The organism is Pseudoxanthomonas sp. F11 (assembly GCF_037046485.1).
In the GTDB taxonomy this organism is placed as follows: Bacteria; Pseudomonadota; Gammaproteobacteria; order Xanthomonadales; family Xanthomonadaceae; genus Pseudoxanthomonas_A.
On record NZ_JBANLZ010000002.1, the window covers coordinates 583,857 to 596,689 of the forward strand.

Genomic DNA, 12,833 nt, shown 5'->3' on the forward strand with positions numbered 1-12,833 from the left:
CGGGCATGGCCCGCTCCTACAAAGACAGGGAAGGGCTCGGCAAGGTCTCGAGACCTATTCCTTCAACTGGCTGCCGAAATCGCCCTCGGCTTCCGCCGCCAGGTAGGCGAACACGGCATACGCCGCCACGTTCTGCGCCAGTGCGGCGGGATCGATCTTGTCCAGCGTGTCGTCGGCGTTGTGGTGCAGGTCGAAATAGTCGCTGCCGTCCTGCGCCAGCCAGGCCCACGCCAGGCCCTTGGCCGCGAACGGGCTGATGTCGGGCCCCGCGCTGCCCTTGCCGGGAGCGTACTCGATCCCCAGCGGCGCCAGTGCCTGCGCGATCTGTTCGGTGGCCTTGCGCGCGTGGTCGGGGGCGCCGGTGTTGAAGGCGTAGATGCGGCCGGCGCCGAAGTCGCTCTCGGCGGCGATCTGGTGGCGCGCGATGTCGCCCAGGTGCTTCGCCGCATAGGCTTTGCCGCCATGCAGGCCCTGCTCCTCGTTGGCGAAGGCGATCACGCGGATGGTGCGCTTCGGCGCCCGCTTCAGCTGGCCGATCAGGTGGCCGGCGGCCATCGTGATGCCGATGCCGGCGCCATCGTCGATCGCGCCGGTGCCCAGATCCCATGAGTCCAGGTGCGCGCCGATCACCACGACTTCTTTCGGCAGGCTGCGCCCGGTGATCTCGCCGATCACGTTGTGCGAGGTGTATTCGCCGTCCCAGCCGCAATCCAGCGCCAGCGACACGCGCACCGGGCCGCGCTGCAGCAGGCGTGCCAGCTGGTCGGCATCGGGGATGGTCAGCGACGCGGACGGTACCGGCGTCAGGCCTTCGTCGAAGCGGGTGATGCCGGTGTGCGCGACGCGGTGGTTGTCGGTGCCGGCCGAACGCATCAGGAAGGCGAGCGCGCCCTTGCGGATCGCGGCCGACGGACCCTTCGAGCGGATCGCGCCGCCATTGCGGTAATCGCTGCCGTCGCGCGCGGAGGTCATCTGGTAGTCGATGAAGGCGATCTTCCCGGCCAGCGATCCCGCGGGCGCCGCTTCCAGCGCGGCCAGGTCGGCAAAGCGGACGATCTCGGCTTCCACCGTGCCCGCCGGACTGCCTCCCAGGGCGGTGACGGTCAGCGGTTGTGCATGTTCGCCCAGCACAGCGGCACGCTCGCTGCGACGCACCCACTTGGGGAACGTCACCGGCTCGATCCATACCTTGTCGAAGCCGAGGGCCTTGAACTTCGCCTGTGCCCACGCGACGGCCTTCGCATCCGCGTCGCTGCCGGCCAGGCGCGGCCCGATCTCGGTGGTCAGCGACTCGACGACGTTCCAGCCGGTCCGATCGGCGAGCGCCTGTTCGCGCAGCTGCGCGGCGGTGGCGAGGGCGGCGTCGGGAATACGGGTTTCGCGGGAAGCGGCGAGGGCGGGCGCGGTGACGGCAAGAGCGAGCAGCAGCGGAGCAAGACGCATGGAGAACCCCGGAAAAACGAAGACCACGAGCTTAGCAGCCCGTGGCCCGGTGTTTCCGTCGGCGACGTCGCCGTTGCGGAACGCCGCGTTACTTCTTCAGCGCATCGCGGATCTCGCGCAGCAGCAGCACGTCCTCGGGCGGCGCGGCCGGTGCGGCGTCGGGCTTGCGGTGCAGGCGGTTCACCGCCCTGACCAGCAGGAAGATCGCGAAGGCCACGATGACGAACTGGATGACCGTGTTGAGGAACTCGCCGATGCCGATCGCGACGGCCGGCACCTCCTTGCCGGCGGCGTCCACGGTGGCTTCCTTCAACGTCCATGCCCACTTGGAGAAATCCACGCCGCCCACCAGCAGTCCGATCGGCGGCATGATGATCTTGTCCACGAAGGCGGTGACGATCTTGCCGAACGCAGCGCCGATCACCACGCCGACGGCCAGATCGACCACGTTGCCGCGTGCGATGAATTCCTTGAACTCGCTGACCATGCCCATTGCGGGATCTCCATGAACGGCGCCGATTCGCCACTGGCGTGGACTATAACCGCGCGCGTCGACGAAGCAAGCTGCGGTCAGCCCGTGATGCGGCCGCCCAGTTCCACCACGCCATCCAGCGACGCGACGAAGGTGTCGCCCGGCACCAGCGCGGCGACGCCGGCCGGCGTGCCCATGAAGACCAGATCGCCGGCCTTCAGCGCATAGAGCTTGGAGAGTGCGTGCAGGATGTCCGGCACGTCCCAGATCAGGTCGTGCAGCGCGCCGTGCTGGCGGATAGCGCCGTTCACGCGCAGGGTGAGCGTGCGGTCCTCCAGCCCCCCGACATCCGCCGCGAGGACCAGCTCACTGATCGGGGCCGAATGGTCGAATCCCTTGCCGGTGTCCCACGGCAGGCCCTTCGCCTTGGCGGCGCCCTGCAGGTCGCGACGGGTCAGGTCCAGGCCCACGCCATACGCAATGGCCAGCGCCTGCGCAGCGTCGCGCGACAGCTCGCCGGCCGGCGCATCCGCGCCCAGCGCCACGACCAGTTCGACCTCATGGTGCAGGTCGTTCGTGCCGGGTGGATAGGGGACGTCCGCGCCGTCGGTGACGATGGCATCGGCCGGCTTGTGGAAGAACACGGGCGTGCCGCGTTCGGCTTTCGACGCCGGTGCGGCCGCCCCCATCTCGCGCGCGTGGTCGGCGAAGTTGCGGCCCACGCAGAAGATGCGGCGCACGGGAAACGTGCCGCCACCGCGAACAGGGACGCGGGGGACCGGCGGGGTGGGAATGATGTCGGCCATGGCGGCGATCCAATGCTCGGAAAGCCGCAGAGTGTAGGCGGGAACCGCGTCCCCGCGCAGTGCGCTCAGCGCGGCAGTGGCAGGGCCTGCTTGCGGACCACCCGGTATTCGCCTTCCATCGCGTGGTCGCGGGCGACCGGCTTGCCGCGCTGGCGCAGCAGCCTGTACAGCAGGCCGCCGGCGATCATGGCCGCGCCGACGAACACGCTGACGAACACCAGTACGGCCAGCACGGCCAGTCCCAGCAGGCCGACGCCCAGGCGCAGCAGCGGATGCCGCGGCTTGCGGGGCGCAAAGGCGTTGCGGAAGGCGTTGAACTGGAAGTGGCGTGCGTACATGGCGGTGCGTCGTGACAGAATGCGGCCGGAGCCGATGCGCCCAGTATCGGATGACGGTTCTGTGACCGTGTGAGGACTTCGTTAAGCGCCATGCGACTCAGTGCACTGAATGACATCGCCGACGGCGGGTTCGCCGAAGTAGAGGCCATGATCGATGGCGATGCTGAATCTTTGGTTCTCTATCGCCTGGGTGACGAAGTGCGCGCCTGGCTGAACGTCTGCCCGCATGCGGGGCGCCGGCTGGACTGGGCACCGGGCCAGTTCCTGAAGAGCAAGGACGGGTACTTGGTGTGCGCCGCGCATGGCGCGTCGTTCGAACTGAACCGCGGCGATTGCATCGCCGGCCCCTGTCGCGGCGACGCCCTGCGCGCCGTGCAGGTGCAGGTGCGCGACGGCGAGGTGTGGCTGGCCTGAGCGTCGGGCGCCGGTCTCAGCCGACGCCCTGCACGATCACGCAATGCCAGCCGGTCCGGTAGGTTTCGTAGCCCGGCGACGCGGCGTGCGCGAGGCACTGCAGCTGGCCGTCCACGATCCGTTCCGCCGCCCCGCGTGGCTGCGCGAACAGGGCGTCGCGTCCGGGGAAATCCAGTCTCGCAGCACCCCCTGCCTGGGTGTCGGCCAGCAGCAGACCCTGTCCGTCGACGATGCAGACGCGGCTGCGGCGCCATTCCGCCTCGGACAGCGGCGTGCGTTCGACGATGGTCTGCGCCAGCGCGTCCCAGCGGAACATGATGCCCAGCACGCCCAGCGGACGGCCGTTCACGCGCCCGTCCTGGCGCACCGTGCAGGCGTACACCAGCACGCGCTCGCCGCCCGCCATAGGACTGGCATGCATCGACTGGAAGCCGAATTCCTCGCCGCTGGCAGTGGCCATGGCGGACTGGAACCAGGCCTGCTGTGCCACCGACTGGCCGACCGAGTGGTATTGCCGCGGGCGCCCGTTGGCGATCACGGTGCCGTCCAGGTCGGCCAGCACCAGGTCGAAGTAGACGGTGTATGAGTCCAGGATCTGCCCGAGGCGCTGGCTGGCGTGGGCGAGCGCCGCGGGGTTCGGGTCCTGGGTGGCGGCGACCACGGCGTCGTCGGTGGCCCACCAGCGCACGTCGCAGCTGCGTTCGTAGAGATTGCGGTCGATCAGGTCGATGTTGGCCAGCGCGAGATCGGTCAGGCGGGTACGGCGCACGTCGGTCTGCAGGCGATCCAGCCGTTCCCGCAGGTCGGTGCTGGTGCGATCCGCCATGTGGTCGATCTCCTGCGCGGTGTCGCTGACCCGGCGCGAGAGCGTGTCCATCTCTTCGGCGATCACGCCGAAGCTGCGGCCTGCAGCGCCGATGCGGACGGCTTCGATGCGGGCGTTCATCGAGATGATGCGGGTGATGCGGTTGATCTCGTCGATCTTCTGCAGCGATTGCCGCAGTTGCTTGAGCAGCGAGTCCGACAGCCCCGATACGGACTGGATGTGATCGTCGATGCCGGCATCGGGCAGGGGGGCGGCAGCACAAGCGTTCATGGGGGTCCTTGTGGGGAGGGGCAGGCACGCACGCTGTCGGTCCGCGGTAGCGTCATGTCGGTCCCGTTGTTGAGGCGCTATCGGCGCGGTGCGAACGCGCTTTAATCGGCACCTTTGCAGTGCGGGCTTTCCCCGCAATGGGGCGGCTGTCGAGGGCGAGGTTGGACGCGCCCGCACCGGATTCCCTAGAATCCGCCGACCACCGACAGGGGACCGGAATGGGCGACGCGAGCATGTGCATCAACTGCGGCCTGGCCGTCGCCAATCCCGAGCAGAAGTTCTGTCCCGCCTGCGGCCAACCCACGCCGGTGCACCGCATCGACTGGCATTTCCTCAGCCACGAGCTGGAGCACAGCGTGCTCCACATGGATCGCGGCATCCTGTATTCGCTGAAAGAGCTGATGCTGCGGCCGGGGCATCTGATGCGGGCCTACCTCGAAGGGCGGCGTGCGAATCAGGCCAAGCCGCTGCTGCTGATCATGGTCATGGCGGCCGCCGTCGTGTTCCTCAGCAAGTACGTGCTAGGTGAGGGCGTGATGGACGGGTTTGCCGCCTCGATCCCGGCAGGCAGGGGTGAGGTCAGCGAGGGCATCGCGGTTGCCATGAAGGCGGCTGAGCAGGTCGCCACTTGGACCAACCAGCATTTTGCATTGTTCACGCTCCTGCTGCTCCCTCTCGAGGCCGCCGCGTTCCGAGTCGCCTTCCACCGCTTCGCCGGATTCAATTATCCGGAGTGGCTTGTCGTCGCGGCTTTTCTGACCGTGCAGACGTTCGTGTTCTGGGTGGTGATGGTGCTGCTGAGTCGTTGGCTGCCCCAACCGCAGATGTGGGTGACGCTGGTTTCCGTGCTGTTCGCGATCTTCTCGCTGGTGCAGCTTTTTCACGAACGCGCTTGGTGGAAGACTTTGTTGCGCGCGATTCTTGGCTTCGGGATCTTCTTCGTTGTCAGCAGCGTGCTGACACAGGTGCTGATTGCGGTGGTAGCGTTGGCGATGTTCGCCTGAAGTTGCTACCAACGGAAAGAAAAAGCCCGCCGATTGGCGGGCTTTCTGTTTGGTGCCGAGCGCTGCGCTTTTACTTCAGCGCCTTGAACCGCAGCCGATGCGGGCGCGCGCCCTCTTCGCCCAGGCGACGCTTCTTGTCTTCCTCGTACTCGCGGTAGTTGCCCTGGAAGAACTCCACGTGCGAGTCGCCCTCGAAGGCGAGGATATGCGTGGCGATGCGGTCCAGGAACCAGCGGTCGTGCGAGATGACGAAGGTGTTGCCGGGGAATTCCAGCAACGCGTCTTCCAGCGCACGCAGGGTTTCGATGTCCAGGTCGTTGGAGGGTTCGTCGAGCAGCAGCACGTTGCCGCCCTGCAGCAGCGTCTTGGCCATGTGCAGGCGCCCGCGCTCGCCGCCGGACAGCGAACCCACCAGCTTCTGCTGGTCCTGGCCCTTGAAGTTGAAGCGGCCGATGTAGGCGCGCGACTGGATCTCCACGCCGTTGATGTTGAGGATGTCCAGGCCGCCGGAGACTTCCTGGAACACGGTCTGGTTGCCTTCCAGCTTGTCGCGGCTCTGGTCCACGTAGGCCAGCTTCACGCTGGGGCCGATCACGATCTCGCCCGAGTCCGGCTTTTCTTGCCCGGTGATCATCTTGAACAGCGTGGACTTGCCCGCGCCGTTAGGACCGATGATGCCGACGATGGCGCCGGCCGGCACCAGGAAGCTCAGATTGTCGATAAGCAGGCGGTCGCCGAATGTCTTGGAGACGTTCTTGAACTCGATCACCGAGTTGCCCAGGCGCTCGCCCGGCGGAATGAAGATCTCGTTGGTCTCGTTGCGCTTCTGGTAGTCGACCGACTGCAGTTCTTCCAGGCGGGCCAGGCGGGCCTTGCCCTTCGAGCGGCCGCCCTTGGCGTTCTGGCGCGACCACTCCAGTTCCTTCTGGATGGCCTTCTGACGCGCCTTCTCCTGGTTCTCTTCCTGCTTCAGGCGCTCGTCCTTCTGCACCAGCCACTCGGTGTAGTTGCCCTTCCACGGGATCCCGCGGCCACGGTCCAGTTCAAGGATCCATTCGGCGGCGTTGTCGAGGAAGTAGCGGTCGTGGGTGACCGCCACCACGGTGCCGGTGTAGCGGGCCAGGAACTGCTCCAGCCACTCCACCGACTCGGCGTCCAGATGGTTGGTCGGTTCGTCGAGCAGCAGCATGTCCGGCTTCTGCAGCAACAGCCGGCACAGCGCCACGCGGCGCTTCTCGCCACCGGACAGCTTGCCGATGACGGCATCCCACGGCGGCAGGCGCAGCGCGTCGGCGGCCACGTCCAGCTGGTTCTCCAGCGTGTGTGCGTCGCCGGCGGCCAGGATGGCTTCCAGGCGTTCCTGCTCCTTGGCCAGGGCATCGAAGTCGGCGCCTTCCTCGGCGTAGGCGGCGTAGACCGCCTCCAGCGCAGCCTGCGCCTGCAGCACTTCGCCCACGCCTTCCTCGACGGCCTGGCGGACGGTGTGCTCCGGGTTCAGTTCCGGCTCCTGCGCCAGGTAACCGACCTTGATGCCCGGCTGCGGGCGGGCCTCGCCTTCGAAGTCCTTGTCCACGCCGGCCATGATCTTCAGCACGGTGGACTTGCCGGCGCCGTTCAGGCCCAGCAGGCCGATCTTGGCGCCCGGGAAGAACGACAGCGAGATGTCCTTGATGATCTGCCGCTTGGGCGGGACCACCTTGCTGACCCGGTTCATGGTGTAGATGTATTGCGAGGACATGCAGGCTCCGGTACGCAGGCCCCGTGCCCGGCCGGTTCGGCGGCGGGCGGGGAGGCAGAAGGGAAGGTGGGAATTATAGCCGCTCCGGCCGTGCCGACCGGCGGCTGAACACGTTCCGCTAACCTGCCCTTGACGTGGCCGTAACCGTTTTCCAGCCGGAATCGGTTCAGACGCGATCGGCATGATGGGCTCACGTGCCACACAGAGGGACTTCCATGAACACCAAGCGTCTTTTCCAGGGCATGGCCTGCGCCATCCTGGCCTTCGCCGTCACCACTCCCGTGCTGGCGCGCGACGACCGCGGCCACGACCGGGGCCGCTCGCACCACTACGACCGTCGTGACGACCGCCGCGACTGGCGCGATGACCGCCGGGACGACCGCCATGACCGCCGCGACCAGCGCCAGGCCTATCGCCATGGTTATCGCGACGGGCGCCGGGATGACCGCCGCTACGACCGTCGCTACGACGACCGCCGGTATTACGCCCCGCCGCGTGTGGTCTACCGCCCGGCCCCCCATTACCACCGCTGGGCCGTCGGCCAGCGCTACCGCGACTACTACCGCGGCCCGGTCTACGTGGTGAACGACTATGGCCACTACCACGTGCGCCGTCCGCCCCGTGGCTACCACTGGGTCCGCGACGACCGCGGCAACCTGCTGATGGTCGCCATCGCCACCGGCATCATCGCCGACCTGCTACTGCACCACTGAGCAGGTTTGAGGCCCCAGAAAAGCGCGCTCCGGCGCGCTTTTCGCTTTCCTGGGCCGGGTCGGCGGAGGCCGGGCGAGCTACAATCGGCCATCCCGCCCGCTCTTGCCCCCGGAGACCCGATGTTCCCGCGCGACGCCCGCATCGAAACCTACGATCCCGAACTGGCCCAGGCCATCGCCCACGAGGCGCGCCGGCAGGAGGATCACGTCGAGCTGATCGCCAGCGAGAACTACGCCAGCCCCCGCGTGCTGGAGGCCCAGGGCAGCGTGCTGACCAACAAGTACGCCGAAGGCTACCCGCACAAGCGCTACTACGGCGGCTGCGAGTACGTGGACATCGCTGAGCAGCTGGCGATCGACCGCGTGAAGCAGCTCTTCGGCGCCGACTACGCCAACGTGCAGCCGCATTCCGGTTCGCAGGCCAACCAGGCCGTGTACTTCGCCCTGCTGAACCCCGGCGACACCATCCTGGGCATGAGCCTGGCCCACGGCGGCCATCTGACCCACGGCGCCAAGGTCAATGCCTCGGGCAAGCTCTTCAACGCCGTTCAGTACGGCGTGAACGACCAGGGCCTGATCGATTACGACGAAGTCGAACGGCTGGCCCTGGAGCACAAGCCGAAGATGGTCGTGGCCGGCTTCTCCGCCTATTCGCAGGTGGTGGACTGGGCGCGCTTCCGCGCCATCGCCGACAAGGTGGGCGCCTACCTGTTCGTCGACATGGCGCACGTGGCAGGCCTGGTGGCCGCCGGCGTCTACCCGAATCCGCTGCCGCACGCCCACGTGGTCACCTCGACCACCCACAAGACGCTGCGCGGCCCGCGCGGCGGCATCATCCTGGCGAAGGGTGCCGGCGAGGAGATCGAGAAGAAGCTGCAGAGCATCGTCTTCCCAGGCATCCAGGGCGGTCCGCTGATGCACGTGATCGCGGCCAAGGCCGTGGCGTTCAAGGAAGCGCTGGAGCCGGAGTTCAAGGCCTACCAGGCACAGGTGGTGAAGAACGCCCAGGCGATGGCGAAGACGATCATCGCCCGCGGCTACAAGATCGTCTCCGGCGGTACCGAGAACCACCTGATGCTGGTCGACATGATCGGCAAGGACGTCAGCGGCAAGGACGCGGAAGAAGCGCTGGGCAAGGCGCACATCACCGTCAACAAGAACTCCGTGCCCAACGACCCGCGCAAGCCCTTCGTGACCTCGGGCCTGCGCATCGGCACGCCCGCCGTCACCACGCGCGGCTACGGCGAGCAGGACTGCATCGACCTGGCCAACTGGATCTGCGACGTGCTGGATGCGCCAAGCGACGAGGCCGTGCTGGCGAAGGTGCGCGAGAACGTCACTGCGCAGTGCCGGAAGTATCCGGTTTACGGCTGAAAGCGAGGAACGAGCGATGAGGAGTGAGGAACGAGTGAAAGCGGTGCTTCCCACTTCTCGACGCGGTGTCGCTCTCGCTCGTTCCTCACTCCTCTCCACTCGTTCCTGATCCCATGTACTGCCCCTTCTGCCAGCACACCGATACCCGCGTGATCGACTCGCGCGTCTCCGAAGACGGCGCGACGATCCGCCGCCGGCGGGAGTGCGAGGCCTGCGGTGAGCGGTTCTCTACGCTGGAGAACATCGAGATCAAGCTGCCGGCGGTCATCAAGAGCGACGGCAGGCGCGATACGTTCGATGCGCGCAAGCTGCGCGCCGGCTTCGACCGCGCGCTGCAGAAACGACCGGTGTCGGAAGAGCAGATCGAGGCGGCCGTGCGCGCAGTGATCCATGCCATCCGCATGAGTGGCGAGCGCGAGATCGCTTCGCGCAGGATCGGCGAATTCGTTATGAACGAATTGCGCAAGCTGGACCACGTGGGCTACGTGCGCTTCGCCTCGGTCTACCGCAGTTTCGAGGACGTGGCCGATTTCCGCGAGGAGATCGAGAAGCTCGAACGCGACCTGCCGCCCGGCGCGGGCCAGCTGTCCCTGCTCGGCGGCGACGTGGTGCCGTTCGACAAGCACGCGGACAAGAACAAGAAGCGCTGAGTCGTGCGCATCGACCGGATCGGCCGGCATCCGCAGCACATCCCCGCACTGGCGGCCTGGCACCATGCCGAGTGGGGTGCCCTGTACGACGACTGGACGCTGGATGCGGCGGCGTCCGAGCTGGACGACCACGCCACGCGCACGTCGTTGCCCACGACGCTGCTGCTGATGGATGGCGAGGACTTACTGGGATCGGTCAGTCTGCTGATCGAGGACGCGCCCGCCCTGCAGGACCGCGGCAGCCCCTGGCTGGGCAGCCTGTTCGTGTTGCCGGCTGCGCGCGGTCGTGGCGGTGGACGCTTCCTGGTGGATGCCGCCGTCGCGCATGCCGCGCGGGAGGGCGTGGCCCTGCTGCGGCTGTTCACCCTGTGGCACGAGGACTTCTACGCGTCGCTCGGCTGGCAGGTCGAGGAGCGCACATCGCTGCACGGCACGCCGGTGGTGATCATGTCGATCGTGCCCGCCGAGCGCGTGGCGCATACTGAGCCTCCGCCGCATCGCGTGGACGACGCATGACCGAGACCCGTTTCTCCGCCTTCGACCACCACTGCATGGCGCGTGCGCTGCGCCTGGCCGAGCGAGGTACCTACACCACGCGGCCGAATCCCATGGTGGGCTGCGTGATCACCCAGGGTGAGGAAACCGTCGGCGAAGGCTGGCACCAGAAGGCGGGCGAGCCGCATGCCGAGGTATTCGCACTGCAGGCCGCAGGTGAGCGTGCGAAGGGCGCCACCGCCTATGTCACCCTGGAGCCCTGTGCCCACACCGGCCGCACCGGGCCCTGCGCCGAAGCGCTGGTGGCGGCGGGCGTCGCGCGCGTGGTGGCGGCGATGCGCGACCCGTTCGCGCAGGTCGACGGCGCCGGCTTCGACCGGCTGCGCGCCGCGGGGATCATCGTGCAGTCCGGGTTGATGGAAGCGCAGGCGCGGCGCCTGAACCGGGGTTTCCTGTCGCGCGTGGAGCGCGGCAGGCCATGGATGCGGGTGAAGCTGGCCACCAGCCTGGATGGCCGCACCGCAATGGCCAACGGGGATTCCAAGTGGATCAGCGGCGAGGCGTCCCGCCGCGACGTGATGCGCTGGCGCGCGCGTGCCGGGGCCATCCTGACCGGTGCGGGTACCGTGCTGGCGGACGACCCGTCGCTGACGGTGCGCTTCGGCGACGACACCGCCTTCGAACCGCCGCTGCGGGTGGTGCTCGATCCCGGGCTTGCCACCGTGGCGCGCGGCAACGTGCGCCAGGGCGAAGCGCCTACCCTGTACGTACACACCGCCGATGCCAAGCCGCCGCGCGATGCCGACGTGCAGCGGGTGGTGGCGCCCGCCACAGGCAGCAACTTCGATCTGAAGGCGGTGCTGGAGTTGCTGGCCGGGCGCGGCATCAACGAAGTGCACGCCGAGGCCGGTGCCACGCTGGCGGGCGCGTTCATCGCGGCCGGCCTGGCGGACGAGGTGCTGCTGTACGTCGCGCCGGTGCTGCTGGGCGACCAGGCCCGGCCACTGTTCGGCGGACTGGGCATCCAGACCATGGCGGACCGGCTGAAGCTGGAGATTGTGGACAGCCGCATGATTGGCGAAGATCACCGCCTCCTGCTGCAACCTGCCCGCTGACCGCCCGCCATGGTGGCTTTCAAGGATCATTTCTCCGGCGTCGCCGACGTCTATCTCGCCTCGCGTCCGACCTACCCCGATGCGCTGTACGACGCGATCACCGCCGTCGTGCCTGCCGACGGCAGGGTGTGGGAACCGGGGGCGGGCAGCGGCCAGGCCACGCGCGGACTGGCCGCGCGCTTCGCCCACGTGCACGCCACCGACCCCAGCGCGGCGCAGATCGAGCGCCACTGGGCGCAGGGCCTGTCCGATACCAGGGTCAGCCTGGCGGTCGAACCCGCCGAAACCACCGCCCTGGACGACGCCAGCGTCGACCTGGTCGCCGTGGCGCAGGCGCTGCACTGGTTCGATCGCTATCGCTTCTTCGCCACCTGCGAACGTGTGCTGCGTCCCGGGGGCGTGCTGGCCGCCTGGACCTACCAGGACATCATCTTCGAGGACGACCTGGCTGAGGTGGCCGAGAAGGTCCGCGACGACATCGACCCCTACTGGCCGCCGGAGCGCGCCGACGTGGACATGGGGTACGGCGACTATGTCTGGCCGTTCGAGGCCCTGCCCACGCCGCGCCTGTGGCTGACCGCCGACTGGAACCTGCCCACGCTGCTGGGTTATTTCGGCAGCCTGTCCGCCACCGGCAGCTACCGGGCGGCGACGGGGGAAGACCCGGTCTACGCGCACACCCCGGCGCTGGCCGAGGTCTGGGGCGATCCGCAGCGGGTGCGCACCATGCGCTGGCCCCTGATCCTGCACCTGCGCCGCAAGCCTGAGGGCTGAGTCCGCGCGGAACACTCCGTTCGCCGGCCGGGGGAAGGGGCGCGGTGTAGAATGCGCGGGCCGGTCCGCCGGCACACCACCAACGACGTCTTCAGGGCGGGGTGCAATTCCCCACCGGCGGTAGGTCGCCCAGCGACGAGCCCGCGAGCGCCTGGGGCGGCATGCGAGTCCCTCGCAAAAGCCCGCACCTGCCCGTGCGGACTTTCCAATGTCGCCGAAGGGTCAGCAGATCCGGTCAGATGCCGGAGCCGACGGTCATAGTCCGGATGAAAGAAGACGGCATCGCCGAACCGCGCGCAAGCGCGGCGTCGTGCGCCTGCCTTCGCGCCCCGGGGGCGTCTCCGCTTTGCTTCCGCGAGAGACGTGCCATGCCTTCCACGATTCCCAGCGCTTTCCCTGTC

General features: G+C 68.0%; 14 protein-coding genes and 1 riboswitch. Of the genes, 8 read left to right on the forward strand and 6 right to left on the reverse strand.

The window, feature by feature from the left end; all coding sequences use genetic code 11:
• Positions 1 to 54: 54 nt before the first annotated feature.
• The 4 genes from V8246_RS08520 to V8246_RS08535 all read right to left on the reverse strand — a co-directional run bounded on the left by V8246_RS08520 (position 55) and on the right by V8246_RS08535 (position 3,059).
• Positions 55 to 1,443 carry a M28 family peptidase gene (locus V8246_RS08520; protein ID WP_336188772.1) on the reverse strand — a complete coding sequence of 463 codons (1,389 nt, stop codon included), beginning with the start codon at positions 1,441 to 1,443 and terminating at the stop codon, positions 55 to 57.
• Between the two features lie 88 nt (positions 1,444 to 1,531).
• A complete protein-coding gene (gene mscL / locus V8246_RS08525; RefSeq protein ID WP_185894116.1) occupies positions 1,532 to 1,936 on the reverse strand; it encodes a large-conductance mechanosensitive channel protein MscL in 405 nt (134 codons plus the stop codon).
• Positions 1,937 to 2,013: 77 nt separating this feature from the next.
• Complete coding sequence (locus tag V8246_RS08530) at positions 2,014 to 2,721, reverse strand: fumarylacetoacetate hydrolase family protein (protein ID WP_185894115.1); 708 nt, start codon at positions 2,719 to 2,721, stop codon at positions 2,014 to 2,016.
• A gap of 65 nt (positions 2,722 to 2,786) precedes the next feature.
• Positions 2,787 to 3,059: a hypothetical protein gene (locus tag V8246_RS08535; protein WP_336188773.1), complete on the reverse strand. Its 273-nt coding sequence runs from the start codon at positions 3,057 to 3,059 to the stop codon at positions 2,787 to 2,789.
• Positions 3,060 to 3,149: 90 nt separating this feature from the next.
• On the opposite strand from V8246_RS08535, the gene V8246_RS08540 reads away from it, so the two are divergent.
• Positions 3,150 to 3,473, forward strand: coding sequence for a Rieske 2Fe-2S domain-containing protein (locus V8246_RS08540; RefSeq protein WP_336188774.1), 324 nt, complete (start codon positions 3,150 to 3,152; stop codon positions 3,471 to 3,473).
• Between the two features lie 16 nt (positions 3,474 to 3,489).
• Here the strand turns inward: V8246_RS08540 and V8246_RS08545 are convergent, their stop codons facing one another.
• Entirely contained in the window at positions 3,490 to 4,569 is a 1,080-nt protein-coding gene (locus V8246_RS08545) for a cache domain-containing protein (protein ID WP_336188775.1), read from the reverse strand.
• Between the two features lie 218 nt (positions 4,570 to 4,787).
• Between V8246_RS08545 and V8246_RS08550 the strand changes: the two genes are divergently transcribed.
• Positions 4,788 to 5,573 (forward strand): DUF3667 domain-containing protein, encoded by a 786-nt coding sequence (locus V8246_RS08550; RefSeq protein WP_336188776.1) that lies wholly within the window; start codon positions 4,788 to 4,790, stop codon positions 5,571 to 5,573.
• Positions 5,574 to 5,643: 70 nt separating this feature from the next.
• Here the strand turns inward: V8246_RS08550 and ettA are convergent, their stop codons facing one another.
• Positions 5,644 to 7,311 carry an energy-dependent translational throttle protein EttA gene (gene ettA / locus V8246_RS08555; protein ID WP_185894110.1) on the reverse strand — a complete coding sequence of 556 codons (1,668 nt, stop codon included), beginning with the start codon at positions 7,309 to 7,311 and terminating at the stop codon, positions 5,644 to 5,646.
• 215 nt (positions 7,312 to 7,526) lie between these two features.
• Here ettA and V8246_RS08560 point away from each other — a divergent pair, with 215 nt between their 5' ends.
• The 6 genes from V8246_RS08560 (at position 7,527) to V8246_RS08585 (ending at position 12,432) form a co-directional block, all read left to right on the forward strand.
• A complete protein-coding gene (locus V8246_RS08560; RefSeq protein WP_336188777.1) occupies positions 7,527 to 8,024 on the forward strand; it encodes an RcnB family protein in 498 nt (165 codons plus the stop codon).
• A gap of 120 nt (positions 8,025 to 8,144) precedes the next feature.
• A complete protein-coding gene (gene glyA, locus V8246_RS08565; RefSeq protein ID WP_336188778.1) occupies positions 8,145 to 9,398 on the forward strand; it encodes a serine hydroxymethyltransferase in 1,254 nt (417 codons plus the stop codon).
• 113 nt (positions 9,399 to 9,511) lie between these two features.
• Positions 9,512 to 10,048 (forward strand): transcriptional regulator NrdR, encoded by a 537-nt coding sequence (gene nrdR / locus V8246_RS08570; protein WP_245091929.1) that lies wholly within the window; start codon positions 9,512 to 9,514, stop codon positions 10,046 to 10,048.
• A gap of 3 nt (positions 10,049 to 10,051) precedes the next feature.
• Positions 10,052 to 10,564: a GNAT family N-acetyltransferase gene (locus tag V8246_RS08575; protein WP_336188779.1), complete on the forward strand. Its 513-nt coding sequence runs from the start codon at positions 10,052 to 10,054 to the stop codon at positions 10,562 to 10,564.
• Positions 10,561 to 11,658, forward strand: a complete 1,098-nt coding sequence (ribD, locus tag V8246_RS08580; protein WP_336188780.1) for a bifunctional diaminohydroxyphosphoribosylaminopyrimidine deaminase/5-amino-6-(5-phosphoribosylamino)uracil reductase RibD — start codon at positions 10,561 to 10,563, stop codon at positions 11,656 to 11,658. Before V8246_RS08575 ends, ribD begins: the two co-directional genes overlap by 4 nt.
• 9 nt (positions 11,659 to 11,667) lie before the next feature.
• The gene (locus tag V8246_RS08585; RefSeq protein ID WP_185894105.1) at positions 11,668 to 12,432 is read left to right on the forward strand and encodes a class I SAM-dependent methyltransferase; all 765 of its coding nucleotides are present in this window, start codon (positions 11,668 to 11,670) and stop codon (positions 12,430 to 12,432) included.
• An 83-nt stretch (positions 12,433 to 12,515) separates the two neighbouring features.
• Positions 12,516 to 12,714: riboswitch (FMN riboswitch) on the forward strand.
• The last annotated feature ends 119 nt before the right edge of the window (positions 12,715 to 12,833 follow it).